The sequence below is a fragment of the Micromonospora marincola genome (assembly GCF_056150385.1).
The window spans coordinates 102372-126840 of the sequence record NZ_JAXCFT010000002.1 but is presented as its reverse complement, the minus strand read 5'-3'; the positions used below and the strand labels follow the sequence as shown (position 1 = coordinate 126840).

General features: G+C 72.9%; 26 protein-coding genes and 1 riboswitch. Of the genes, 19 read left to right on the top strand and 7 right to left on the bottom strand.

Annotation, left to right across the window (positions count from 1 at the left end; translation table 11 throughout):
- Position 1 precedes the first annotated feature (1 nt).
- Positions 2 to 132, bottom strand: a riboswitch (cyclic di-AMP (ydaO/yuaA leader).
- 154 nt (positions 133 to 286) lie between these two features.
- Complete coding sequence (locus SM450_RS04965) at positions 287 to 1585, bottom strand: YibE/F family protein (RefSeq protein WP_474618479.1); 1299 nt, start codon at positions 1583 to 1585, stop codon at positions 287 to 289.
- 7 nt (positions 1586 to 1592) lie between these two features.
- A complete protein-coding gene (locus tag SM450_RS04960) occupies positions 1593 to 1892 on the bottom strand; it encodes a metal-sensitive transcriptional regulator (RefSeq protein WP_281585239.1) in 300 nt (99 codons plus the stop codon).
- Between the two features lie 79 nt (positions 1893 to 1971).
- On the opposite strand from SM450_RS04960, the gene SM450_RS04955 reads away from it, so the two are divergent.
- The 9 genes from SM450_RS04955 to SM450_RS04915 all read left to right on the top strand — a co-directional run bounded on the left by SM450_RS04955 (position 1972) and on the right by SM450_RS04915 (position 7967).
- Positions 1972 to 2178, top strand: a complete 207-nt coding sequence (locus SM450_RS04955) for a heavy-metal-associated domain-containing protein (RefSeq protein ID WP_474618478.1) — start codon at positions 1972 to 1974, stop codon at positions 2176 to 2178.
- Between the two features lie 35 nt (positions 2179 to 2213).
- Entirely contained in the window at positions 2214 to 3110 is an 897-nt protein-coding gene (locus SM450_RS04950; protein ID WP_474618477.1) for a hypothetical protein, read from the top strand.
- Positions 3107 to 5356, top strand: a complete 2250-nt coding sequence (locus SM450_RS04945; RefSeq protein ID WP_474618476.1) for a heavy metal translocating P-type ATPase — start codon at positions 3107 to 3109, stop codon at positions 5354 to 5356. Before SM450_RS04950 ends, SM450_RS04945 begins: the two co-directional genes overlap by 4 nt.
- Positions 5357 to 5425: 69 nt before the next feature.
- Positions 5426 to 5599 carry a CsbD family protein gene (locus SM450_RS04940; RefSeq protein WP_474618475.1) on the top strand — a complete coding sequence of 58 codons (174 nt, stop codon included), beginning with the start codon at positions 5426 to 5428 and terminating at the stop codon, positions 5597 to 5599.
- Between the two features lie 147 nt (positions 5600 to 5746).
- A complete protein-coding gene (locus SM450_RS04935; protein WP_474618474.1) occupies positions 5747 to 6172 on the top strand; it encodes a YbaB/EbfC family nucleoid-associated protein in 426 nt (141 codons plus the stop codon).
- Complete coding sequence (locus SM450_RS04930; RefSeq protein WP_474618473.1) at positions 6172 to 6495, top strand: hypothetical protein; 324 nt, start codon at positions 6172 to 6174, stop codon at positions 6493 to 6495. Before SM450_RS04935 ends, SM450_RS04930 begins: the two co-directional genes overlap by 1 nt.
- Positions 6496 to 6497: 2 nt before the next feature.
- Positions 6498 to 6992 carry a WXG100-like domain-containing protein gene (locus SM450_RS04925; protein WP_474618472.1) on the top strand — a complete coding sequence of 165 codons (495 nt, stop codon included), beginning with the start codon at positions 6498 to 6500 and terminating at the stop codon, positions 6990 to 6992.
- A gap of 6 nt (positions 6993 to 6998) precedes the next feature.
- Positions 6999 to 7508: an EndoU domain-containing protein gene (locus tag SM450_RS04920; RefSeq protein WP_474618471.1), complete on the top strand. Its 510-nt coding sequence runs from the start codon at positions 6999 to 7001 to the stop codon at positions 7506 to 7508.
- Between the two features lie 15 nt (positions 7509 to 7523).
- Positions 7524 to 7967 (top strand): hypothetical protein, encoded by a 444-nt coding sequence (locus SM450_RS04915; protein ID WP_474618470.1) that lies wholly within the window; start codon positions 7524 to 7526, stop codon positions 7965 to 7967.
- 89 nt (positions 7968 to 8056) lie between these two features.
- On the opposite strand, the gene SM450_RS04910 is transcribed toward SM450_RS04915, so the two are convergent.
- The 3 genes from SM450_RS04910 to SM450_RS04900 all read right to left on the bottom strand — a co-directional run bounded on the left by SM450_RS04910 (position 8057) and on the right by SM450_RS04900 (position 11082).
- On the bottom strand, positions 8057 to 9301 hold the full coding sequence (locus SM450_RS04910) for an RNA polymerase sigma factor (protein ID WP_474618469.1): 1245 nt from the start codon (positions 9299 to 9301) through the stop codon (positions 8057 to 8059).
- The gene (locus tag SM450_RS04905; protein WP_474618468.1) at positions 9298 to 9666 is read right to left on the bottom strand and encodes a YciI family protein; all 369 of its coding nucleotides are present in this window, start codon (positions 9664 to 9666) and stop codon (positions 9298 to 9300) included. The genes SM450_RS04910 and SM450_RS04905 overlap by 4 nt, the downstream gene beginning before the upstream one ends.
- 225 nt (positions 9667 to 9891) lie before the next feature.
- Complete coding sequence (locus SM450_RS04900; protein ID WP_474618467.1) at positions 9892 to 11082, bottom strand: DUF2786 domain-containing protein; 1191 nt, start codon at positions 11080 to 11082, stop codon at positions 9892 to 9894.
- 219 nt (positions 11083 to 11301) lie between these two features.
- Between SM450_RS04900 and SM450_RS04895 the strand changes: the two genes are divergently transcribed.
- Both SM450_RS04895 and SM450_RS04890 read left to right on the top strand, forming a co-directional pair.
- A complete protein-coding gene (locus SM450_RS04895; RefSeq protein WP_474618466.1) occupies positions 11302 to 12081 on the top strand; it encodes a DUF3152 domain-containing protein in 780 nt (259 codons plus the stop codon).
- A gap of 45 nt (positions 12082 to 12126) precedes the next feature.
- A complete protein-coding gene (locus SM450_RS04890) occupies positions 12127 to 13104 on the top strand; it encodes an aldo/keto reductase (protein WP_474619014.1) in 978 nt (325 codons plus the stop codon).
- A gap of 3 nt (positions 13105 to 13107) precedes the next feature.
- On the opposite strand, the gene SM450_RS04885 is transcribed toward SM450_RS04890, so the two are convergent.
- Positions 13108 to 13533, bottom strand: coding sequence for an ATP-binding protein (locus tag SM450_RS04885; RefSeq protein WP_474618465.1), 426 nt, complete (start codon positions 13531 to 13533; stop codon positions 13108 to 13110).
- An 80-nt stretch (positions 13534 to 13613) separates the two neighbouring features.
- On the bottom strand, positions 13614 to 14360 hold the full coding sequence (locus tag SM450_RS04880; RefSeq protein ID WP_474618464.1) for an SAM-dependent methyltransferase: 747 nt from the start codon (positions 14358 to 14360) through the stop codon (positions 13614 to 13616).
- Positions 14361 to 14548: 188 nt separating this feature from the next.
- On the opposite strand from SM450_RS04880, the gene SM450_RS04875 reads away from it, so the two are divergent.
- From SM450_RS04875 to SM450_RS04840, 8 genes are all read left to right on the top strand, one after another.
- Positions 14549 to 14767 (top strand): hypothetical protein, encoded by a 219-nt coding sequence (locus SM450_RS04875; protein ID WP_281585223.1) that lies wholly within the window; start codon positions 14549 to 14551, stop codon positions 14765 to 14767.
- A gap of 387 nt (positions 14768 to 15154) precedes the next feature.
- A complete protein-coding gene (kdpF, locus tag SM450_RS04870) occupies positions 15155 to 15244 on the top strand; it encodes a K(+)-transporting ATPase subunit F (protein WP_474618463.1) in 90 nt (29 codons plus the stop codon).
- A complete protein-coding gene (gene kdpA / locus SM450_RS04865) occupies positions 15244 to 16899 on the top strand; it encodes a potassium-transporting ATPase subunit KdpA (protein WP_474618462.1) in 1656 nt (551 codons plus the stop codon). Before kdpF ends, kdpA begins: the two co-directional genes overlap by 1 nt.
- Positions 16900 to 16919: 20 nt before the next feature.
- Positions 16920 to 19094, top strand: coding sequence for a potassium-transporting ATPase subunit KdpB (gene kdpB, locus SM450_RS04860; RefSeq protein ID WP_474618461.1), 2175 nt, complete (start codon positions 16920 to 16922; stop codon positions 19092 to 19094).
- Positions 19094 to 19975 carry a potassium-transporting ATPase subunit C gene (locus SM450_RS04855; RefSeq protein WP_474618460.1) on the top strand — a complete coding sequence of 294 codons (882 nt, stop codon included), beginning with the start codon at positions 19094 to 19096 and terminating at the stop codon, positions 19973 to 19975. The genes kdpB and SM450_RS04855 overlap by 1 nt, the downstream gene beginning before the upstream one ends.
- An 84-nt stretch (positions 19976 to 20059) precedes the next feature.
- Positions 20060 to 22606 carry a sensor histidine kinase gene (locus SM450_RS04850; RefSeq protein WP_474618459.1) on the top strand — a complete coding sequence of 849 codons (2547 nt, stop codon included), beginning with the start codon at positions 20060 to 20062 and terminating at the stop codon, positions 22604 to 22606.
- The gene (locus tag SM450_RS04845; RefSeq protein ID WP_474618458.1) at positions 22603 to 23283 is read left to right on the top strand and encodes a response regulator; all 681 of its coding nucleotides are present in this window, start codon (positions 22603 to 22605) and stop codon (positions 23281 to 23283) included. Before SM450_RS04850 ends, SM450_RS04845 begins: the two co-directional genes overlap by 4 nt.
- 57 nt (positions 23284 to 23340) lie before the next feature.
- Positions 23341 to 24459, top strand: coding sequence for a magnesium and cobalt transport protein CorA (locus tag SM450_RS04840; RefSeq protein ID WP_474618457.1), 1119 nt, complete (start codon positions 23341 to 23343; stop codon positions 24457 to 24459).
- Positions 24460 to 24469: the final 10 nt, after the last annotated feature.

The window sequence follows — 24469 nt, the reverse complement described above, 5'->3', positions numbered from 1 at the left end:
GTTCCCTTCCGTCGGCCGCCGACCGGGTTAGCTGACGGGTTCGGGACGGAAGTGGCCCCTACCGCTCGCGCGGATTCACCCCATGTACCTGGTTCCCCGGCTCGCCCGGAGGCGATTGGGCGGCGGCACCGCAGGCACCGGTGAGTGCCTTCGGCGGTGACCGGCAGCGAGGTTACCCGACATCCCGACCGGGGATCTACGTCCGGAAGCCGACCAATAGCGAGAATTCGACATTGCCCAGCGTGACCAGCATCGCGTTTGATTCCGGCCGTCACGCTGCGGAGTTTCACCATGCGGCCTGCGTACTCCTCGGGTCGCCGGGCCACCTGTCGGCGGGCGCCCCGCCGAGCGCCTCAAGCGTCTCGTCCCGCTCCCGCGGCGACCGCGAGGCGGGCGGCGCCGGGCCGTCGTCCGGCCCGCGCCGCCCGGCGGTGGTGACGACCGCGGCGAGCGCGGTGGTCAGTGGTACGGCGGCGATCAGGCCGATGGTGGCCACCGCGCTGCGGACGATCTCCTGGGCCAGGAACTCGCTTGTGAGGATTTCGCTCACCGGGCGGGAGTCGGCGACCAGCAGGAGCAGCAGCGGCAGTGAGGCGCCCGCGTACGCCAGCACGATGGTGTTGACCGTGGACGCGATGTGCGCCCGGCCGACCCGGGTGGCCGCCCGGTAGAGCGCCCGCCGGGACAGCCCCGGGTTGGCGTGGGCCAACTCGGTGACGGTGGCCGCCTGGGTGACCGTGACGTCGTCGAGCACGCCGAGTGAGCCGATGATGATGCCGGCCAGCAGCAGTCCGTGCAGGTCGACGTCGCCCTGGAACATCGACAGCGTGGTGGCGTCCTCGCTGCCGAAGCCGGTCAGGTGGGTGGCGGCCGTGGCGAGCGTGCCGAGCACTCCGGTGACCACCAGGCTGCCGAGCGTGCCGAGCACGGCCACCGACGTCTGCGCGCTGAACCCGTGGGTCAGGTAGAGCACCACGAACATGATCAGGGCGGCGCCGACGATCGCCACCGGCAGCGGGGACCGGCCGGCGCCGATCCCGGGCAGCACGAAGCCGAGCAGGATGGCGAAGCTGGCCACCAGGCCGCCCAGCGCGGCCAGCCCGCGCCACCTGCCGAACGCCACGATCGCGGCGGCGAAGAGCGCCACCAGCCAGATCAGCGGCGTGCCGCGCTGGTGCTCGGCGATGTGGTAGCTCTTCGCCGCCGGATCGGCCGGGTCGGTCAGTTCGACCAGGATCACCTCGTCGCCGACCTCGACCCGGGGCGCGCCCGGCCCGTCGGGGACCGGCGTCTCGACCTGCCGGCCGGCGTCCGGGCCCTGCTCCGCGGCGACGGTCACGGTGCCACACCGCCCGGCGGCGCCCGCCGGCTCCTCCGGGGTCGGTGGGCAGGGCTCGGTCACCACCCGGGTCACCGTGCCATGGTGGCGCGGCAGGTTCGCGCCCGCCGTCGGTTCCGGCCCGTGCCGGGGCCACAGCGCCAGCGCCGCGATCACGGTGAGCACGAACAGCGGCGCCACGGTCGCGACGAGAAGGCGGCGTACGCGCGGCGGCGCCGGGGCGGTACGGCTGTGGCCGGCACCCACGGGCTGGTCAGCCGCGCTTCATGAGGCGGCCCACGGCGGCCATCATCTCGGTCGCCATCTCGTCGGCCCGGCCCTCGGCGGCGCCCTCGTGCATGCAGTGCCGGGCGTGGCCGTCGAGCAGGCCCAGGGCGACCTTGTCCAGCGCGGCCTGGACGGCCGAGATCTGGGTCAGCACGTCGATGCAGTAACGGTCGTCCTCGACCATCTTCTCGACGCCCCGGACCTGGCCCTCGACGCGACGGAGCCGGGCGAGGAGCTGGTCCTTGCTGGCGGTGTAGCCCCGGGTCGGGGTGGGCGGCGTGGTCATGCGCCGAGGATAGCGTACCCCTCGGGGGTATGCTAACGTTCGACTTGTACCCCTGGGGGGTATCGGATCGGAGGGCGAGATGGAGACCACCTACCAGGTGAACGGCATGACCTGCGGCCACTGCGTCAACGCGGTGAGCACCGAGCTGACCGCGCTGCCGGGCGTCACCGACGTCCAGGTCGACCTGGCCACCGGCCGGGTCACCGTCACCAGTCGGAGCCCGCTTGACGCGGACGCCGTACGCGCCGCCGTGGACGAGGCCGGCTACGACCTCGCCGGGGCGTGACGGGTCCACGGACCCGCGCAACCGAGGAGGCACCGATGAACACGGCGACGAAGCTGAGCGGCTTCGCGCTCGGCCTGGCGGCGGTGTTCGGCGGGGCGTACGGCATCGGTCACCTGACCGGTCCCGTCACCCCGGCCGCCGAGACCAGGCACGACCCCACCGACACCGACGGACACGGCGGGGACACCCACGGGGGCGGCGACGCCGCGCACCTGCCCGGCGGGCTGCTCGTCTCCGAACGCGGCTACACGCTCCAGCCGACCACCGGCCCCACCGGCCAGTTCGCGTTCCGGATCACCGGTCCGGACGGGAAGCCGGTCACCCGCTACGAGGTGGCCCACGACAAGCGCATGCACCTGATCGTCGCCCGCCGCGACCTGTCCGGCTTCCGGCACGTGCACCCGGAGCTGACCGACGACGGCACCTGGCGGGTCGCCTCGCCGCTCGCCGGTCCCGGCGTGTGGCGGGCGTACGCCGACTTCACCCCCGCCGGCGGGGAGCCGCTGACCCTCGGCGTCGACGTCACCGTCCCCGGCCCGCTGGCCGCCCGGCCGCTGCCGCCGCCGGCCACAAGCACCACTGTCGACGGCTACACGGTGACGCTCACCGGCACGCCCGAGCCGGGCCACACCAGCCGGCTCACGCTCTCGGTCAGCCACGACGGCCGGCCGGTCACCGACCTCCAGCCCTACCTCGGGGCGTACGGGCACCTGGTGGCGCTGCGCCAGGGCGACCTGGCCTACCTGCACGTGCATCCGGAGGGCGCGCCAGGCGACGGGCGGACGCCGGCCGGGCCGGCGGTCACGTTCGCGGCCGAGGTGCCCTCGACCGGGGCGTACCGTCTCTATCTGGACTTCCGGCACGGCGACGCGGTGCACACCGCCGAATTCACAGTCGTGGCCGGCGACCCCACCGGGGAGGTGCCGCGATGACCACCACGGGAAAGGCGCTACCCACCGCGCCGCACCTGATCGAACTCGCGATCGGCGGCATGACCTGCGCGTCCTGCGCCGCCCGGATCGAGAAGAAGCTCAACCGGATGGACGGCGTCGAGGCGACGGTGAACTACGCCACCGAGAAGGCCACCGTCAGGTACGCCGACGAGGTCGCCCCGGCCGACCTGATCGCCACCGTGGAGAAGACCGGCTACACGGCAGTGGTGCCGCCGCCCGCGCAGGCCCGGGAGACCGTGACCGGTGAGCCGGCGGACGAGCTGCGCGGCCCGCGTACCCGGTTGTGGGTCTCCGCGGCGCTGACCCTGCCGGTGATCGTGCTGGCCATGGTCCCGGCCTGGCAGTTCGACTACTGGCAGTGGGCCTCGCTCACGCTCGCCGCGCCGGTGGTGGTCTGGGGTGGGCTGCCGTTCCACCGGGCCGCGCTCGTCAACCTGCGACACGGCGCGGCGACCATGGACACCCTGGTCTCGCTCGGCACGCTCGCCGCGTTCGGCTGGTCGCTGTGGGCGCTCTTCCTCGGCGACGCCGGCATGCCCGGGATGACCCACCCGTTCCGGTTCGACATCACCCGGGGCGACGGCGCCGGCAACATCTATCTGGAGGCCGCCGCCGGGGTGACCGTCTTCATCCTGGCCGGCCGATACTTCGAGGCCCGCGCCAAGCGCACCGCCGGCTCCGCCCTGCGGGCCCTGCTCGAACTGGGCGCCAAGGACGTGGCGGTGCGGCGCGGCGGGCAGGAGGTCCGGCTCCCGGTCGACCAGCTCGTGGTCGGCGACCGGTTCGTGGTGCGCCCCGGAGAGAAGATCGCCACCGACGGCGTGGTCGAGGAGGGCACCTCGGCGGTCGACGCCAGCATGCTCACCGGCGAGTCGGTGCCGGTCGAGGTGGGTCCCGGCGACACGGTGGTCGGCGCCACGATCAACGCGGGCGGCCGGCTTGTCGTCCGGGCCATCCGGATCGGCGGGGACACCCAGCTCGCCCAGATGGCGCGGCTGGTGGAACAGGCCCAGACCGGCAAGGCCGCGGTGCAGCGGCTCGCCGACCGGATCTCCGGCGTCTTCGTGCCGATCGTGATCGCCCTGGCCGCCGGCACGCTCGGCTGGTGGCTCGGCACCGGTGCCGGGCCGACCGCCGCGTTCACCGCCGCCGTGGCCGTCCTCATCATCGCCTGCCCGTGCGCGCTCGGCCTGGCCACCCCGACCGCGCTGCTTGTCGGCACCGGGCGCGGCGCGCAGCTCGGCGTGCTGATCAAGGGACCGGAGGTGCTGGAGTCCACCCGACGGGTCGACACCGTGGTGCTGGACAAGACCGGCACGGTCACCACCGGCCGGATGGCGCTGGCCGAGGTGCTGCCCGCGACCGGCGAGGACGCCGACGAGCTGCTCCGGCTGGCCGGCGCGCTGGAGGCGGCCTCTGAGCACCCGATCGCCCGGGCGGTAGCCGAGGCGGCGGCGCGGGCCGGGGCGCCGGTGGCGGTCGACTTCGCCACCGTCGAAGGGCTCGGGGTGACCGGCACGGTCGACGGGCGGAGCGTGGTGGTCGGGCGGCCCCGGCTGCTGCGGGAGCGCGGTCTCGACGTACCCGAGGAGGTGTCGCGGGCCGCGACCGGCGCGGAGGCCGCCGGCCGCACGGCGGTCCTGGCCGGCTGGGACGGGCGGGCCCGCGGGGTGCTCGCGGTGGCCGACGCGGTGAAGCCGACCAGCCGGGCGGCGGTTGACCGGCTGCGCGGCCTGGGGCTCACCCCGGTGCTGCTCACCGGCGACAACGCCACCGTGGCCGCCACCGTGGCCGCCGAGTTGGGCATCGACGAGGTGATCGCGGAGGTGCTGCCCGCCGACAAGGTGGCGGTGGTCGAGCGGCTCCAGGGCGAGGGCCGGGTGGTGGCCATGGTCGGCGACGGGGTCAACGACGCCGCCGCGCTGGCCCGGGCCGACCTCGGGCTGGCCATGGGCACCGGCACCGACGTGGCGATCGAGGCCGCCGACCTCACCCTGGTTCGGGGTGACCTGCGGGCCGCGGCGGACGCCATCCGGCTCTCCCGCCGCACGCTGGCGATCATCAAGGGCAACCTGTTCTGGGCGTTCGCCTACAACGTGGCGGCGCTGCCGCTGGCCGCCGCCGGGCTGCTCAACCCGATGCTGGCGGGTGCGGCGATGGCCTTCTCGTCGGTCTTCGTGGTGGCGAACAGCCTGCGGCTGCGGCGGTTCCGCCCGATCGGGTGACGTTGGATTGGGCCGGCGGCCGTCGGGGTAATCAGTTGTCGTCACGCAACTGCTGAGTTGGAGGTTCCCATGGGTCTCGACGACAAGATCGACAACGCTTCCCAGGACACCGCGGGCAAGGTCAAGGAGGGCGTCGGCCGGGCGACCGACAACGAGCGCCTCGAGGCCGAGGGCCGCAGCGACCAGGCCGGCGCCAAGCTCAAGCAGGCCGGCGAGAAGATCAAGGACGCCTTCAAGAGCTGACGTACGCCTCACACCACCACCGGGCCGGCCTTCGGGCCGGCCCGGCGTGCTGTCCGGGACTGTCCACAGTCGCTCACCCGGGGCCACCGCGGCTCGCGTTCGCTGCATAGGATGCGAAGCGACCTCGATTCCGCCAGGAGCTGTGCGATGGCCCAACCCGCCGACCCGTCCGGCCTCGGCCGGGTGCTGTCCGAGACCATGGCCGCGTTGCAGCGGCACAACGCCGCAGACGCCGGTGAGCCACCCGCGCCGCCGGAAGGCGTCGGAGAGGCCGCCGACGGTCTGATCCGGGTCACCGCCGGCCTGCCCGGCCGGCTCACCGCCGTGACCCTCGATCCACGAGTCATGCGCATGCCGAGCGAAACCCTTGCCGAGGAGATCGAGACGGCGGTCAACGCCGCGCTCACCGACCTCCAGGAACAGGCCACCGCCGCCGTGCCCGGCCAGGTCGACCTGGGATCGCTCGGCGAGCAACTGCGCCGGATCCAGGAGGACGCCGGCCGCCAGTTCAACGCGTTCACCGACGCGCTCGTCGAAGCGCAGGATCGGCTCTCCCAGCGGGACGGTCGCTGATGCCGGTCGAGGTCGACCCGGACGCACTCGGCGCCTCCGGGCTGGCGCTTGGCGGTGCGGCGACCCGGTTCGGCCAGGCGCTCACCGCATTCCGGGCCGAGCTGGCCGGGTTCGGCCGCCCCTGGGGCTCCGACGACATCGGCTCCCTGATCGGGGCCGCCCACGACGAGGTCTCCGCGTTCGCCTTCGAATGCTTCGACACCGCGCTCGACGAGATCTCCGCAGCCGGCGTCGACCTCGGTGACATGGCCGCGCGCTACGCCGAGATCGAAGCCAGGATCACCCAGGGCTTCGACGGTCTGCGCCGGTCACTGGGAGGCTGACCATGGGCTTGGAGCTGCCCGGCGAGCTGCGGTCGCTGCTCGGCATCCTGGGCTACACCTGGCCGGAGGCGGACGAGGTCAAGCTCTTCGAGATGGGCAACGCCTGGATCCGGTTCTCCGGCACGCTCTCCGGCGTGGTCGCCGAGGCGAACACCGGGGCGGCGGCGGTCTGGACGCAGCACACCGGCCAGGACATCACCGCGTTCCAGACCTGGTGGAACCGGGAGGACAGCCCCGCCGACAGTCTCCGCGACGGGGTGACGGCCGCGGTGCTCACCGGCACCGGCCTGATCATCTGCGCGGCGATCGTGCTCGCCCTCAAGGTCGCCGTCATCGTGCAACTGGTCATCCTGGCCATCGAGATCGCCCAGGCCATCGCCACCGCGGCGGTCACGTTCGGCGCCTCGTTGCTGGAGATCCCGGTCTTCCAGCAGTTGACCCGCACGATCGTCGGCAACCTCGTCCAGGAAGTCCTCTGGAAACTCGTCGACGGGTGAGCTGACATGAGCGGGGGCAAGGCCGGCGGCAGGCTGATGCGAGCCGCGCTGCGTTTTCTCAAGCGCACCAGGACCCGGAACCGGCCCGGCCGGATGAACCCGCACTTCACCGAGCACGTGTTCGGCGGGCACGTCAAACCTGGCATGCCCAAGGGGTCGGGCTACCACTACCGGCCCGGCGGCCAGGACTTCCCCGGCCGGCGGCTACAGCCGGGCACCATGGTCAAGGACCCGAAGACCGGGGCCTACACGGCCAAGCCCGAGTTTTTCGACCCGACCATGAACCCACCGCACGGGGCCTGGAAGCCGAAGAAGGGTAACGGCGGGGAAAGCTCCTTCTTTCCGGACGACTGGACTCCGGCTCAGGTGGACAACGCGATCAGCGGCGCTTTCCAGAACGCGAGGCCGGTGCCCGGGACCAACACCTGGCGCGGCACTCACAAGGGTCTTGTCATCGAGGGTTTCTACAATGGTTCGGGTGGGTTCACCCACGGATGGCCGGTCGTCATCCCCTGATCTGAAGGGCTTCCGTTGACGTTCATCAGCTTCTCCGTCGATGAGTTCGGGCTGCCGCTGTTCGACGTGACCGATCAGCGTTACCGGGCACTCGGCGCGTGGCTGATCACCGATATCTCCGTCTACCACTCGGCCTGCCTGGACGCGCTCGCAATGATCGACGACGTGGCGCACGGCCGGCCGATCGAGGACGAGTGGGACAGCGACAAATACCAGGTCACTTTCACCGCCGCCGGCCTTGAGTTCGACAACGAGTGGGTCGAGGGTGAGCACGGCCGCTACTCGTTGGACGAGGCGCGGGAGGCGGTTGAGGCATATTGGCGGTTCCTGGTGAGCCGACCGGAAAATCCCGACCTGATCCGGGAGTACCGGCCCGACCTGCCTCGTTGGCAGGCGGAGTTGGTGCAGTGGGAGGAGCGGTGGGGCCGCCCGCACCCGTATCGGGGGCGGCTGTTCTGACAGCCTGGCCGGCACCAGGTCGGCGAGGTGGCGGCATCCCGGCGCGATGAAAGCGCCACCTCGCCGAGGTGGTGTGGATCTTGCGCGATTCAGTGGTCGGTGGTCAGTCGCGCGGCGCGTACCTCCAGGTAACGCCGCTCGGGCAGGCTGGTGGTGGCGCGGGCGGCGGCCAGGTACGCGGCCCGGGCGTCCGCCCGGTCGCCGGCGAGTTCGAGCAGGTGCGCGCGGACGGCGGCCAGCCGGTGGTGGCCGGCGGTCCGGTCGTCGGCGTCCAGCGGCGCGAGCAGGGCCAGGCCGGCCCGGGGGCCGTCCACCATGGCCACCGCGACGGCCTGGTTGAGCGTGACCATCGGGTTGGGCGCGAGCCGGGCCAGCACCCGGTAGAGCGCGACGATCTGCGGCCAGTCCGTCGTCGCGGCGGTGGGTGCCTCCGCGTGCACTGCGGCGATGGCCGCCTGCACCTGGTACGGGCCGGGCGCCGACCAGGTCAGCGCCTCCGTCACAAGCGCGATCCCCTCCGCCACGGCGACCCGGTCCCAGCGGGTCCGGTCCTGCTCCGCCAGCGGCACCAGTTCCCCGTCCGGGCCGGTGCGCGCCGCCCGGTGCGCGTCGGTGAGCAGCATCAGCGCCAACAGCCCGGCCACCTCGCCGTGGTCCGGCAGCGACCGGCGCAGTTCCCGGGCCAGCCGGATCGCCTCCCCGGTCAGCTCGGCCCGGTGCAACTCGTCCCCGCTCGACGCGGTGTAGCCCTCGTTGAAGATCAGATAGAGCACCCGCAGCACCGCGCCCAGCCGCTCGTCCCGGTCGGCCGTCGAGGGCAGCGTGAAGCGCGCCCCGGCCGCCTCGATCCGCTGCTTGGCCCGGCGGATCCGCTGGCTCATGGTGGCCTCCGGCACCAGGTACGCCCGGGCGATCTCGGCGGTGCTCAACCCGCCCACCGCCCGCAGGGTGAGCGCCACCTGGGCGCCCGCCGGCAGCGCCGGATGGCAGCAGAGGAAGAGCAGCTTCAGCGTGTCGTCCCCGCTCGGCGGTTCCTCGTCGGCCGGCGGGGCGACCGTCGCGTACGCCGGCTGACGGACGACCACCGCGACCTCGCGTTGCCGGCGGGCGTGCTCGCTGCGCCACTCGTCGGTGAGCCGGCGGGTGGCCACGGTGACCAGCCAGGCGCGGGGATGGTCCGGCACGCCCTGCGCCGGCCACTGGGTGGCGGCGGCGAGCAGCGCCTCTTGGACGGCGTCCTCGCAGGCGTAGAACTGGCCGTGCCGGCGTACGAGCACGCCGAGGACCTGCGGTGCGAGCGTCCGCAGCAGGTCCTCGACCGCCCGGGAGGTCACATCTCCGTCCCGGCCTGCTCCATCACCGCGCGCACCTCAAGCACGCCGAAGCCGCGCCGTACGTCCGGCCAGCTCGCGGCGATCTCGGCGGCCCGCTCGGGGGTCTCGCAGTCGACCGTCAGATAGCCGGCGAACTGCTCCTTGCTCTCCACGAACGGCCCGTCGGTGATCTCCGTGCCGCCGGCCGTGGCCCGTACCGTGCGGGTCTGCGAGGGGTGGGCCAGCGCCTCCCCGCCGACCAGCTCGCCGGACTCGGTCAGCTCCTTCATGATCTCGTCGACCTCGCCGAAGATCGCGTTGCGCTCCGCCTCGGACAGCTCCTCGACGAAGCCGGGCCGGTTCCAGATCAGCAGCATGTACTTCATGGTCCACTCCTCGGGTTCGGGCCACCGTCGGTGGTGCCTCGCAGACGGGTCGGAGCCGACCGGCCCGATCCGACAGGGTGTGTCCTAGGGATAACGCTGCCGCTCGCCAAGGTCTCGCCTGGATTGTCGTCGATCATGAGGTTGGCGGCTCGTGTTGTCTGCTTTGCCGTCGCTAACTTCATGATCAACGCCGCAACTGATCAACGCCGGGACGCCGGCGGGAGGTCAGCGAGGGCCGTGCACGGGGCGGGGGGCGGGGCGGTTGGCGTCTAATGAGGCGCGGTCGGCGGCGGTGGCGCCGGAGGACCACCCCTCGCTGTCGCGCACCTGGAGCCGGTGCCGGGTGGTGCCGGGAAAGAGCTGGTCGGCGCGGCTCCGGACGGCGTCCGAGCGGGCCGCGAGCACCGGCAGCAACCGTTCGTCGTCCCGCTCCTCGGCCGCGGCGACGCTTGCGGCCCGCAACCGCTCCCCGATCCGCAGCGCGAACGCGTTCAGGAACGACTCGTCGTAGCCCTTGGTGCGCCGCCCGCTGCCCTTGCCGCGTCCGCTCCGCCCGCGCAGCATCGCGGCGGTGGCCTGCACCAGTAGCGACGTGTGCAGCAACTCGACCGCGGCCAGGTCGGCCGGGAAGCCGAGCACGGTGGCGAAGCCCAGGTCGTCGGACCAGACCGACTCGCACCGGTTCGCCGCCGCCACCTCCTGGATCAGCAGCGCCTTCGCCGCCGCGTACGGGGCGTCGGTGCCGAGACGCATCCCACCCGGTTGGTCCGGCCGCTCGGCCGTGGCGTCGAGCAGCGCCGCGTCGATGCTGTGCCGGGCCATCAGCTCCTGCGCCTTGGCGGTGAACGCCTCCGCCTCGGCCGGGTAGCCGCTCGACTCGGCCTTGGCCAGCAGCGCGCGTACCCGGTCGAGCATCCGGGAGCCGGTGGCCGGCGCGGCGGCGAGCGGGACGGCCGCCGCGTCCGGCGGCGGCCGGAGCAGCGCGATCGGGGGCAGGCCCTCGACCAGGACGAGCGCGTCGACCGCGTCCCGCAGCGCGGTGATCCGGTCGCCGCCGGCCCGGCGGTCCAGCCAGCCCGCGTCGGCGTCCCAGCGCGCGCCCAGCTCGGCGAGCTGCTCGTCGAACCAGGTCGGGACCGGGGCGGGCAGCCCGCGTCGCTGGGCGGCCAGCGCGTCGCGCAGCAGCCGGGCGCCGCGCGGGGTGAGCCGGCGGGTGGCGAGCCGGTCCAGGTCGAGCGGTTGCCAGCCGCGCGGCCAGAGCCGGCCCACGGCCCGGGACAGCCGGGTGAGCAGGGCCGCGTCCACCGCCGCGCCGTCGGTCACCACCAGAGCGTCGAGGGTACGCTCGGCGGCGCGTACGTCGATGCCGCGCGCCGCCGCGAGGGCGTCGGCGAGCAGCGGCTCGGCTGATGACACGGGTGGCTCCCTGGGATCCGACAGGCGGCCGGTCGTCCACCCCGACACCGACGGTACCCGGCTCACCCGTTCAACCGTCCGGCCCTGTCTTCCGTACTCTCCTCCGGAGCGCGGGCGGTGCGACGGACGGAGAGCGACGTGGGCGGGCAGGACCGGGGTGTGCACCGGCGGCGACGGAGGTCGCGGGCCGGCGTCCGCGCCCTGGCTGCGGTCGTCGTCGTGACCGGCCTCACGGCCGGCGGGTGGTACGCCGTGCGGCGGCACCCGGAGCTGCTGGCCTCGGTCGGGGTGGAGCGAACGGTGCCGGCGACGGCGCCCGACGCGCGTCCGTCGGCGGCGACCGCCCGGCCGACGAGGACCGCCCCGCCGCCGGTTCCGGCGGCCGGCCGGGTGCCGCCGGGCATCAGTTATCCGCTTCGGGGTGGCGGCGGCTTCCGCACCGCCGACACGGTCGGCGCGGTGGCCGGGCGCTCCGGTGAGCTGCTGCGCTACCGGGTCGCGGTCGAGGACGGCATCCGTAACGTGGACACCGAACGCTTCGCCCGCGAGGTCGCGGCGACGCTCGCCGACCCGCGCGGCTGGACCGGCGACGGCCGGTGGCGGCTGCAACGGGTGGGCCGGGACGGGCCGGCCGACTTCACCGTGCTGCTCACCACGCCTGTCACCCGCGGCGATCTCTGCGGCGACCGGACCGACCGCTACACCTCCTGCCGCAACGGCGACCGAGTGGTGATCAACGTGGCCCGCTGGGTGTACGGGGTGCCGCACGTGCCCGACCTCGACCTCTACCGGCAGTATCTGCTCAACCACGAGGTGGGGCACCGGCTGGGCCGGGGCCACGAGCGCTGCCCCCGGGCCGGCGGCCCGGCCCCGGTGATGGTGCAGCAGACGCTCGGCCTGCACGGCTGCGCGGCGAACGCGTGGCCGCTCGTGGGCGGCGAACCGCTGGCCGGGCCGTCCGGCCAGTACGACGACCCGATCCCGGCCGGGGACCACTGACCCGCGGGACTGCGCGCGTCGCCGGCCGGTGGTGAGATGGACGGCATGGATTACGTGACGTTCGGTTCCACCGGCCTGGAGGTGTCCAGGCTCTGCCTGGGTTGCATGAGTTACGGCGAGCCGGGTCGGGGCACCCACCCCTGGTCACTGCCGGAGGACGACGCTCGACCCTTCATCAAGCAGGCGCTGGAGTTGGGGGTGAACTTCTTCGACACCGCCAACGTCTACTCCGACGGCACCAGCGAGGAGATCGTCGGCCGGGCGCTGAAGGACTTCGCCGACCGCGACGACGTGGTGATCGCGACCAAGGTGCACGGCCGGATGGGGCCGGGGCCGAACCGCGGCGGGCTGTCCCGCAAGCACATCATGAGCGAGATCGACGCGAGCCTGCGCCGGCTCGGCACCGACTACGTCGACCTCTACCAGATCCACCGCCTCGACCCGATCACCCCGATCGAGGAGACGCTTGAGGCGCTGCACGACCTGGTGCGGGCCGGCAAGGTCCGCTACCTGGGCGCCTCGTCGATGTACGCGTGGCAGTTCGCCAAGGCGCTCTGGGCCGCCGAGCGGCACGGCTGGACCCGCTTCGTCTCCATGCAGAACCACTACAACCTGCTCTACCGCGAGGAGGAGCGGGAGATGCTGCCGCTCTGCCGCGACGAGGGCGTCGCGGTGATCCCGTGGAGCCCGCTGGCCCGCGGCCTGCTGACCCGCGACGCGGGGGAGCGGACCGCGCGGACGGAGACCGACGAGTTCGGCCGCAACCTCTACGCGCGCACCGAGGAGCACGACCGGGCGGTGGTCGACGCGGTGGGCCGGGTGGCCGAGCAGCGTGGTGTGCCGCGCGCCCAGGTGGCGCTGGCCTGGGTGGCGCACAACCCGGCGGTCACCGCGCCGATCGTGGGCGCGACGAAACCGCACCACCTGACCGACGCGGTGGCCGGGCTGGAGCTGGCGCTCACCGACGCCGAGGTGGCGGAGTTGGAGGCGCCTTACGTTCCGCACCCGGTGTCCGGTTTCTGAGCCCTACCGCGAGAACGCGGCCCAGATGTGCTTGGTGGTGTCGGTGGCGTACCAGCCGACGTCGAGCGAGATCGACTGGGCCAGGAACAGCCCGCGCCCGCCCGAGTTCGTCGGGCTGATGTCGGACAGCTCCGGCACCGAGCTGACGTCGTGGTCGGCCACGTCGAGCAGGAAGCGGTCGTCGGTGGCCAGCAGCGTGACGATGGTGGGCGGTCGTCCGTGCCGGAGCGCGTTGCTGGACAGCTCGGTGGCGACGAGCAGGACCATGTGCGGCACCTCGTCCAGATCCTCGCCCTGCACCAGCCCGTGCCGGTTCAGCGCGTCACGCAGCGACGCCCGCACGTCGCGAAGCTCCTCGGGGGTGTCGAGCACCCACCGCTCCAGTTGAGTGGCCTGTGGCGGCGGCGGCGACGTGCGCAACTGTCCCATGATCTTCCTTTACCCTGCGTAGCCATCCGCTAAGCCCGGCCGGCCGACCACCGGATGCGACCGGCCGGCCGGGCGCCGCATCAGCGACGCAGCAGCGCGAACACTCCCCAACCCAGATACTCACGCCGGAAACGGACGTGGCTGAGCGGGTCCTCGGTCAGCTCCCGCCGCAGCTCCGGAGCCAGCTCGTCGTCCGGGTTGGCATCCAGCCAGCGGCGCAGGTTCAGCCAGTGCGCGGCGGCGTACCGGTCCCAGCTGTCCTGGTCGGCGAGGACCATCTCGACCAGGTCCCAGCCGCACTCGCCGAAGAGCCGGACCAGGCCGGGCAGGTCGTGGAAGTCGTCCCGGGACCTGGCGTGCGAGGCGGTCACGGCCTCGGCGTCCGGCGGGTCCTGCCGCCAGTACGGCTCGCCGACAAGCACCATGCCGCCGGGCCGCAGCGCGCGGTCGAGCAGCTCCAGGGTGCCGGGGACGCCGCCGCCGATCCAGGTCGCGCCGACGCATGCGGCCACGTCGACCGGACGCTCCGAAACGTACGCGGCGGCGTCACCGTGCACGAGCCGGACCCGGTCGGCGACGCCCAGCTCGACGGCGCGGTCCCGGGCGGCGGCGGTGAACACGGTGCTGATGTCGACCCCGGTGCCGGTGATCCCGTGGTCCCGGGCCCAGGTGCAGAGCAGCTCGCCCTTGCCGCTGCACAGGTCCAGCAGTTCGGCGCCGGGTGCGAGCTTGATCGCCCGGCCCAGCGTGGCCAGCTTGGCCTCGTCGAACGGGTTCAGGACGCGGAGGTCGCCCTCGCGGATGGTGAAGTTACGTGGCAGATCCAATGTGGTCGCTCCGATGGAAGAGGGTCGTGGGCAGGTCGATCCGGTTCGGCGCGGTCGGCACGGGCACCAAAACACCCTCTTCACGGTCTCGGAGTGACGGTCGCCGGTACGCTAACTCGCGCACCGGCGACGGTCGACGGGATTTCCAGGTCTGGGCCGGACCGGGTCACCTGCGGTACGGTCACGGAATGGTCGTCGAGGAACACTGGTGGAACGGCGTCAGCATCCCGCGCGGGCGTCGCGACGTCTACATCTGCACCGACGGGCAGCGCTGGCAGGTCCAGGCCCAGATCGGCGGCGCCGCCGGTCGGTCGAAGATCCAGCAGTGCCCGAGCCGTGGTTCGGCGAGCATCCTCGCCGGGGCCTGGCGGTCGAGCGGCACCGGCTGGCGGGAGATGCCACGCTGAACCGGGTACGGCGGCCGGCTCCGGCCGCCGTCCACCGCGCGGTTCGCCGACCTCCCGCAGCTTGAGGTTGGAGCCCCGCGACACCCGGCCCGGGATGGCGAACACCTCCTCGGCCGAGGATCCGCGTTTGCCCGCGATGATGCCTTCGGCATGCTTGATCAACGCTCCGGCGTGAAAAGCGCGTCAAGAAAGCGCCCTCCGGCGTGATGGTCGCGTCATGACCCCTGTCCATCGGCCCGACCCGGCGTTGTGATTGCCCGGCGGCCGGGAGGCGGTCGCGCGGACAACTCGCAAGGAGTGGTCAGCCGTGTCTGACGTGCTGTTCGTGTTGCTGACGGTGGGGCTGTTCGTGGCTCTCGCCCTCGTGGTGCGGGGCGTGGAGAGGCTGTGAACGCCGTCAACAGCGTCGGCCTGGTGCTGGCGATCGGACTGGGCGTGTTCCTGGTCGCCGCCCTGCTGTTCCCGGAGCGTTTCTGATGAGCACGACCACAGCCGGGGTGCTCTTCGTGCTGTCGCTGGTGGTGGCGCTTGTCGCCGTGCACCGTCCGTTCGGCGACCACATGTACCGGGTGGTCACCGGCACCCGGTCGGCACGTGTCGAACGGGGCGTCTACCGACTGGTCGGGGTCGACCCGGCCGCCGAGCAGACCTGGGGCGTGTACGTCCGCGCGGTGCTCGCCTTCTCGGCCGTCTCGATCCTCTTCCTCTACGCGTTCCAGCGCCTGCAGAACCACCTGTGGCTCTCGCTGGGGTTCGACCCGGTGGTGCCGCACGGCGCCTGGAACACGGCGGTGTCGTTCGTGACCAACACCAACTGGCAGTGGTACCCGGGTGAGTCGACCATGGGCCACCTGGTGCAGATGGCCGGCCTCGCGGTGCAGAACTTCGTCTCCGCCGCGGTCGGCATCGCCGTCGCGGTGGCGCTGGTCCGGGGTTTCGCCCGGAGCCGCACCGGCGAGCTGGGCAACTTCTGGGTCGACCTGATCCGCGTCACGCTGCGGATCCTGCTGCCGATCGCGGTGGTCGGCGCGGTCGTGCTGATGCTCGGCGGGGTGGTGCAGAACCTGTCCGGCGGCACCGACGTGACCACGCTCACCGGCGGGGGTCAGACGATCACCGGTGGGCCGGTGGCCGGCCAGGAGGTGATCAAGGAACTCGGCACGAACGGCGGCGGCTTCTACAACGCCAACAGCGCCCACCCGTTCGAGAACCCCACCGCGTGGACGAACTGGCTGGAGATCTTCCTGCTCCTGGTGATCCCGTTCAGCCTGCCCCGGGTCTTCGGCCGGATGGTCGGGCAAAAGCGGCAGGGCCACGCGATCGTCGCCGTGATGGCGATCCTCGCGCTCGCCAGCATCACCCTGACCAACGTCTTCGAGCTGACCGGTGACGGCACGGTGCCGCAGGCGGTCGGCGCGGCGATGGAGGGCAAGGAGGTGCGGTTCGACGTGTCGAACTCGGCCACCTTCGCGGCGGCCACCACGCTCACCTCCACCGGCGCGGTCAACTCGTTCCACGACTCGTACACCGCGTTGGGCGGGATGATGACGCTCGGCAACATGATGCTCGGCGAGGTCGCCCCCGGCGGCGTCGGCGCCGGCCTGTACGGGCTGCTGGTCCTCGCGGTGATCACGGTGTTCGTCGCCGGCCTGATGGTCGGCCGCACGCCTGAGTACCTGGGCAAGAAGATCGGGTCGCGCGAGATCAAGTTCGCCTCGATGTACTTCCTGATCACACCGGCGCTTGTGCTCACCGGCACCGCCGCCGCGTTCGCCACCGGCAACGCCTCGACCGCGCTCAACACCGGCCCGCACGGGCTCTCCGAGGTGCTCTACGCGTTCACCTCGGCGAGCAACAACAACGGCTCGGCGTTTGCCGGCATCACCGTGAACACGCCCTGGTGGAACACCGCGCTGGGGCTGTGCATGCTGCTCGGCAGGTTCCTGCCGATCATCTTCGTGCTCGCGCTTGCCGGCTCGCTGGCCCGCCAGCAGCCCACGCCCGCGTCCGAGGGCACCCTGCCCACCCACCGGCCACTCTTCGTCGGCATGGTCGTCGGCGTCACGGTGATCCTCGTCGCGCTCACCTTCCTGCCCGCGCTCGCGCTCGGCCCGCTGGCCGAAGGGCTGTGACCACCATGAGAGACAAGGACATGACGGCACCTCTCGACACCGCCGACGCGCCGACCCTCGGCACACCGGCCCGCCAGGGCGACCGGGTCGGCGGCGGACTGCTCGACCCGCGCCAGCTGCTCGCGTCCCTGCCGGACGCGCTGCGCAAGCTGGATCCGCGCACCCTGTGGCGCAACCCGGTGATGCTGATCGTCGAGATCGGCGCGCTGTTCACCACCGTCCTCGCGATCGTCGACCCGTCGGTGTTCGCCTGGGCCATCACGATCTGGCTGTGGCTGACCGTGCTCTTCGCCAACCTGGCCGAGGCGGTCGCCGAGGGACGGGGCAAGGCCCAGGCCGACACGCTGCGCCGGGCCAAGCAGGACACCATCGCCACCCGGCTGCTCGGCTGGACGCCGGGCGCGGCGGCCAACGCGTACCGGGACGAGGCGGTGCCCGCGCCGCAGCTCAAGCAGGGCGACATCGTCCTGGTCGAGGCCGGGCAGATCATCCCGGGTGACGGCGACGTGGTCGAGGGCATCGCAAGCGTCGACGAGTCGGCGATCACCGGCGAGTCCGCCCCGGTGATCCGGGAGTCCGGCGGCGACCGCAGCGCGGTCACCGGCGGCACCCGGGTGCTCTCCGACCGGATCGTCGTCCGGATCACGCAGAAGCCGGGGGAGAGCTTCATCGACCGGATGATCGCCCTGGTCGAGGGCGCCGACCGGCAGAAGACGCCGAACGAGATCGCGTTGAACATCCTGCTGGCCGCGCTGACGGTCATCTTCCTGCTCGCGGTCGTCACGCTCCAGCCGATGGCGATCTTCGCCAAGGGTTGGCAGGCCGCGGCGCCGGACACGCAGGCGATCACCGACTCCGGCGTCACCGGCGTCGTGTTGGTCTCGCTGCTGGTCTGCCTCATTCCGACCACGATCGGCGCGCTGCTCTCCGCGATCGGCATCGCCGGCATGGACCGCCTCGTCCAGCGCAACGTGCTGGCCATGAGCGGCCGGGCGGTTGAGGCGGCCGGCGACGTCAACACGCTGCTGCTGGACAAGACCGGCACGATCACCCTGGGCAATCGGCAGGCCGCCGAGTTCCTGCCGGTGGACGGCGTGGACGCGGCCACGGTCGCGGACGCGGCCCAGCTCTCCAGCCTGGCCGACGAGACACCCGAGGGACGTTCGGTGGTGGTGCTGGCCAAGAACGGATTCGGGCTGCGCGAGCGCGAGCCCGGCCTCATCCCGCACGCCACCTTCGTGCCGTTCACCGCGCAGACCCGGATGAGCGGCGTCGACCTGACCGCCGACGACGGCGTCCGGCAGATCCGCAAGGGCGCCGCCGCCGCGGTGACGACATGGGTACGCGAACACGGCGGCCACCCGACCGACCAGATCGGTGCGCTCGTCGACGCGATAAGCGGTACCGGCGGCACCCCGCTCGTGGTCGCCGAGCACGTCGCCGGCGAACCGGCCCGGGCGCTCGGCGTCATCCACCTCAAGGACGTGGTCAAGGCCGGCATGCGGGAGCGCTTCGACGAGATGCGCCGGATGGGCATCCGGACCGTGATGATCACCGGGGACAACCCGCGTACCGCGAGGGCCATCGCCGACGAGGCCGGCGTGGACGACTTCCTCGCCGAGGCCACACCGGAGGACAAGCTCGCCCTGATCCGCAAGGAGCAGGAGGGTGGACGGCTGGTCGCGATGACCGGCGACGGCACCAACGACGCACCCGCGCTGGCCCAGGCGGACGTCGGGGTGGCCATGAACACCGGCACGTCGGCCGCGAAGGAGGCCGGCAACATGGTCGACCTCGACTCGGACCCGACCAAGCTGATCGAGATCGTGGAGATCGGCAAACAGTTGCTGATCACGCGGGGCGCGTTGACGACGTTCAGCATCGCCAACGACATCGCGAAGTACTTCGCGATCATCCCGGCCATGTTCGCCGGCATCTACCCGTCCCTGGACCGGCTCAACGTGATGCGGCTGGCCAGCCCCGAGTCGGCGATCCTGTCCGCGGTCGTCTTCAACGCGATAGTCATCGTCGCGCTCATCCCGCTGGCCCTGCGGGGCGTGCGCTACCGCCCGGCCAGCGCCTCCAAGCTGCTCGGCCGCAACCTGTTGCGGTACGGGCTCGGCGGCATCGTGGTGCCGTTCGTCGGCATCAAACTCATCGACCTGCTCGTCCAGTTCATCCCGGGGATCTCGTGATGCGTCTGCCCAGTTGGCTCGCCCAACACCTCGCCGCCCTGCGCGCCCTGCTCGTCCTCACCGTGCTGCTCGGGTTCGCGTACCCGCTCGCTCTGGTCGCGGTCGGCCGGATCCCCGGCCTGGACGGCCGGGCGGACGGTTCGCTCGTCACCGTCGGTGGCCGGACCGTCGGCAGCTCGCTGATCGGCCAGTCGTTCACCGACGCGGACGGGAACCCCGTCCCGCGCTACTTCCAGTCCCGGCCGTCCGCCGCCGGCGACGGCTACGACCCGACCGCCACCGCCGCCGGCAACCTCGGCCCGGAGAGCGTGGTGGACACCGTCACCGGCGACCGGGGCACCTCGTCGCCGAGCCTGCTCACCCAGGTCTGCGCGCGCAGCCGGGCGGTCGGCCAACTGGACGGCGTGGACGGGCGCCGCCCGTACTGCACGCCGGACGGGGTGGGCGCGGTGCTTGCCGTGTTCCGCGCCGGCGGCCTGACCGGCACGGTCACCCGGGTGGTGAGCGTCAACCAGGTCGCGCCGGCGACGCCGTTCGTCGCGACGTGGCAGGGCGTGCCGGTCGAGGTGGCCCGGCCCGGCCACGACTACGTCGCCGAGGGCGGGCTGATCACCCCGGTCCGGGGGGACGCGCCGGCGGAGCCGGCCGTGCCGGCCGACGCGGTCACCGCCGGCGGCAGCGGCCTCGACCCGCACATCTCCCCGGCGTACGCGGAGATCCAGGTGGCCCGGGTGGCGCGGGAGCGTGGGGCGGACCCCGGGGTGATCCGCCGGCTGGTCCGGGAGCACACCGCCGGCCGGTCGCTCGGCTTCCTGGGCGGGCCCGCCGTGAACGTGCTGGACCTCAACCTCGCACTGGACCGGGAGTTCCCGCCGCGCTGAGGGCGGCAGGTGTTAAAAAGGGGCCCCGCCTCTACCGAATGCGTTAAGCGGGGCCCCTTCCTTTCACTCGGGGAGGATGGGGTGGTGGGTAAGGGGGAACTGCGGATCTACCTGGGTGCGGCGCCCGGTGTGGGCAAGACGTACGCCATGCTCGAAGAAGCGCGGCGTCGGGCCGAGCGCGGCACCGACGTGGTGGTCGGCCTGGTCGAGACGCACGGGCGCCGGCACACCGCCGAGATGATCGGCGACCTGGAGGTGGTGCCGCGCCGGACGATGATCTACCGGTGCGTCGAGTTGACCGAGATGGACCTCGACGCGGTGCTGGCCCGCCGACCCGAGGTGGTGGTGGTCGACGAACTGGCCCACACCAACGTCCCCGGCGCCCGGCACGACAGGCGCTGGCAGGACGTCCAGGAGCTGCTCGACGCCGGGATCAGCGTGCTGTCCACGGTCAACGTGCAGCACCTGGAGTCGCTCAACGACGTCGTCGCGCAGATCACCGGCGTCACCCAGCGGGAGACCGTGCCGGACCAGGTGGTCCGCGCCGCCGAGCAGGTCGAGCTGGTGGACATGACGCCGGAGGCGCTGCGCCGCCGGATGGCCCACGGCAACATCTACCGGCCCGACCGGATCGACGCGGCGCTCGGCAACTACTTCCGGGTCGGCAACCTCACCGCGCTACGCGAGCTGGCGCTGCTCTGGCTGGCCGACAAGGTCGACGAGCAGCTCGACGCATACCGGGCACAGCACGGCATCTCCGACACCTGGGAGGCGCGGGAACGGGTGGTCGTCGCGCTCACCGGCGGCCCCGAGGGTGGGACGCTGATCCGCCGGGCGGCCCGGGTCGCCGCCCGCGGCAGGGGTGCCGACCTGCTCGCCGTGCACGTGGCCCGCAGCGACGGGCTGGCCGGCGCGGACCCGGCCCAACTGGCCCGGCAGCGGGTGCTCGTGGAGAGCCTCGGTGGCACGTACCACGAGGTGCTCGGCACCGACATCCCGGCGGCGCTGCTCGACTTCGCGCGGGGCGTCAACGCCACCCAACTCGTGCTCGGCGCCAGCCGGCGGGGGCGGTTCGCCCAGGTGTTCGCCCGCGGCGTCGGGGTGACCACCACCGCGCTCTCCGGCCCGATCGACGTGCACCTGGTCACCCACCGGGAGGCGGGGCGGGGCCGTCGCGGCGGGGCGGCGCCGGCCGCGCTGTCCCGCCGCCGCCGGCTGCTCGGGTACGCGCTCGCCGTGCTCGGCATGCCGCTGCTCACGCTGCTGCTGCGGACGCTGCCCGACCTCACCCTGACCAACGACATCCTGCTCTTCCTGGCCGGCGTGGTCGGGGTGGCGCTCGTCGGCGGGCTGTGGCCGGCGCTGGTCGCCGCGCTCGGCGGTTCGCTGCTGCTCAACTGGTTCTTCACCCCGCCGTTCCACACGCTCACCATCGCCGAGGCCGACAACCTCCTCGCGCTCGGCGTGTTCGTCGGCGTCGCGGTCGCGGTGAGCGGGGTGGTCGACGTGGCGGCCCGGCGTACCCGGGAGGCGGCCCGGGCGTCCGCCGACGCGCAGACCCTGGCCACCGTCGCGGGCAGCGTGCTGCGCGGGGCGCGCCCCCTGCCCGCGCTGCTGGACCGGCTCCGGGAGACGTTCGGGGTGCGCGCGGTGAGTGTGCTGGAGCTGAGCGCCGGGGCCGAGGGCCGGCCGGCCCGATCCGCCGACGAGGCCGCCTGGCGGGTGGTGGCGAGCGTCGGTGAGCGACCACCTGCCAGTCCGAGCGCCGGGGAGACCGTGGTGCCTGTCGACGACCGGCTCAGCGTGGTGCTCGCCGGCCGGCGGCTGGAGGCCGCCGACCGCCGGGTGGTCGAGGCGTTCGCCGCCCAGGCCGCGGTCGCGCTGCGTCAGGAGCGGCTGGCCGAGGAGGCCGCCACCGCCCGCCCGCTAGCCGCCGCCGACCGGATGCGCACCGCGCTGCTCGCCGCCGTCAGCCACGACCTGCGTACGCCGCTCGCCTCGGCCAAGGCCGCGGTGAGCAGCCTGCGCAGCCCCGACGTCGAGTTCGACGCGGACGACCGGGAGGAGTTGCTGGCCACCGCCGACGAGTCGCTGGACCGGCTGGGCCGACTGGTGGCTAACCTGTTGGACATGAGCCGGTTGCAGGCCGGCGCGCTCGGCGTCACCGCGACCGCGATCGGGCTGGAGGACGTCGTACCCCGGGCCCTGGACGAGCTGGGCGCCGCGGCGGCCGAGGTGACCACGGACATCCCGCCGGACCTGCCGGCGGCGCGGGCCGACCCCGGCCTGCTGGAACGGGTGCTTGTCAACATCGTCGCCAACGCGCTGCGACACAGCCCGCCCGGCCGGCCGCCGACGATCATCGGCAGCGCGCACGCCGGCCGGGTGGAGCTGCGGGTGATCGACACCGGGCCGGGCATTCCGGAGGACAAGTGGGAGCACGTGTTCCTGCCGTTCCAGCGCCTCGGCGATCGGGACAACCAGACCGGGGTGGGGCTCGGGCTGGCGCTGTCGCGGGGTCTGGTCGAGGCGATGGGTGGCAGCATCACCCCGGAGACCACGCCCGGCGGCGGTCTCACGATGGTGCTGCGGCTGCCGTCCGCCGCCGGGTCGGGAGGGCCGCCGGAATGACCCGCATCCTGGTCGTCGACGACGAGCCGCAGATCCTGCGCGCCCTGCGGATCAACCTGCGGGTCCGCGGCTACGACGTCGACGTCGCCGACAGCGGCGCCGCCGCGCTGAGGGCCGCCGCCGGCCACCCGCCGGACCTGGTGGTGCTCGACCTCGGCCTGCCCGACCTGGACGGCACCGAGGTCATCCGTGGGCTGCGCGGCTGGACCGCCGTGCCGATCATCGTGCTCTCCGGCCGGGCCGGCAGCGAGGACAAGGTCGCCGCGTTGGACGCGGGCGCCGACGACTACGTGACCAAGCCGTTCGGGGTGGACGAGTTGCTCGCCCGGATCCGCGCGGTGACCCGCCGGCTGGGCCCGGCCACGCCCGGCGTGCCCGCGCTGCGGGTCGGCAGCCACACCGTCGACCTGACCGACCGGACCGTCACCCGGGACGACGGTGCGGAGGTCAGGCTGACCCCGACCCAGTGGGCCGTGCTGGAGAAGCTGCTGCGCAACCCCGGCAAGCTGGTCAGCCAGCGGCAACTGCTGCACGACGTGTGGGGCCCGGGCTACGACCAGGAAACCAACTACCTGCGGCAGTACATGGCCCAGTTGCGGCGCAAGCTGGAGGACGACCCGGCCCGGCCCCGGCACCTGATCACCGAGCCCGGCATGGGTTACCGCTACCGGCCCTGACGTTTGCGCCGGCCGCCGTGGGGGACTCGGCGAGCCGGCCGAGCAGCGGGGAGGGGCATGGCGGACGACCGGTTCGCGGCACCGCCGCCGGAGGGGTTCGGCAGGCGTCTGGACGAGCACGCCGTCGACGCCGGCGCGGCGGAGCCGGAGCGGGCCGCCGGGCTTGTCGACAGCGGCGTCTACGTCGACGGCGTACGGCGCGCCTCGCCGGGCAGCCTCGCCGACACGTACCGCTGTCTCCAGCAGCTCGACGACGCGATGGCCTGGATCGGCCTGCGCGGGCCGAGCCGGGAGCAGATCGTCTCGCTCGCCGCCGAGTTCCGGCTGCCCGAGCTGGCGGTCGAGGACGCGATCAACGCCCACCAGCGGCCGAAGCTGGAGCGCTACGACGACACCCTGTTCGTGGTGCTGCGCGCCGCCCGCTACCTCGACGCGCGGGAGGCGGTCGAGTTCGCCGAGCTGCACCTCTTCCTCGGACCCGGGTTCGTGATCACGGTCCGGCACGGCGGCGCGCCCGACCTGGCCGCCGTACGGCGGCGGCTGGAGGCCGACCCGGGTGTCCTCGGGCTCGGCCCCGAGGCGGTCCTGTACGCGGTGCTCGACCGCGTGGTCGACGGCTACGCGCCGGTGGTGGCCGGGCTGGAGAACGACATCGACGAGGTCGAGACCGAGGTGTTCGGCGGCGACCCGAACGCGAGCCGCCGCATCTACCAGTTGAGCCGCGAGGTGATCCAGTTCCAGCGCGCGGCGAGGCCGCTGCTGAAGGTCGTCGAGGCGCTCACCGACGGATTCGACCGCTACGGCACGGACGAGGAACTGCGCCGCCGGCTTCGGGACGTGGCCGACCACCTCACCCAGGTGGTGGAGCGGGTGGACGGGTTCCGGCACCTGTTGCAGAGCATCCTCACCGTCAACGCGACGCTTGTGTCGCAGGCGCAGAACGAGGAGATGCGCAGCCTGACCGCCGCCAGTTTCGAGCAGAACGAGGAGGTGAAGCGCGTTTCCGCCTGGGCGGCGATCCTGTTCGCGCCCACCCTGATCGGCACCGTCTACGGGATGAACTTCACCCACATGCCGGAGTTGGGCTGGCGGTACGGCTACCTGTTCGCGGTCGCCCTGATGCTCGCCGTCTGCGGCGCGCTCTATCTGCTGTTCAAGCGTCGCGGCTGGCTGTGAGCGCGGTCGC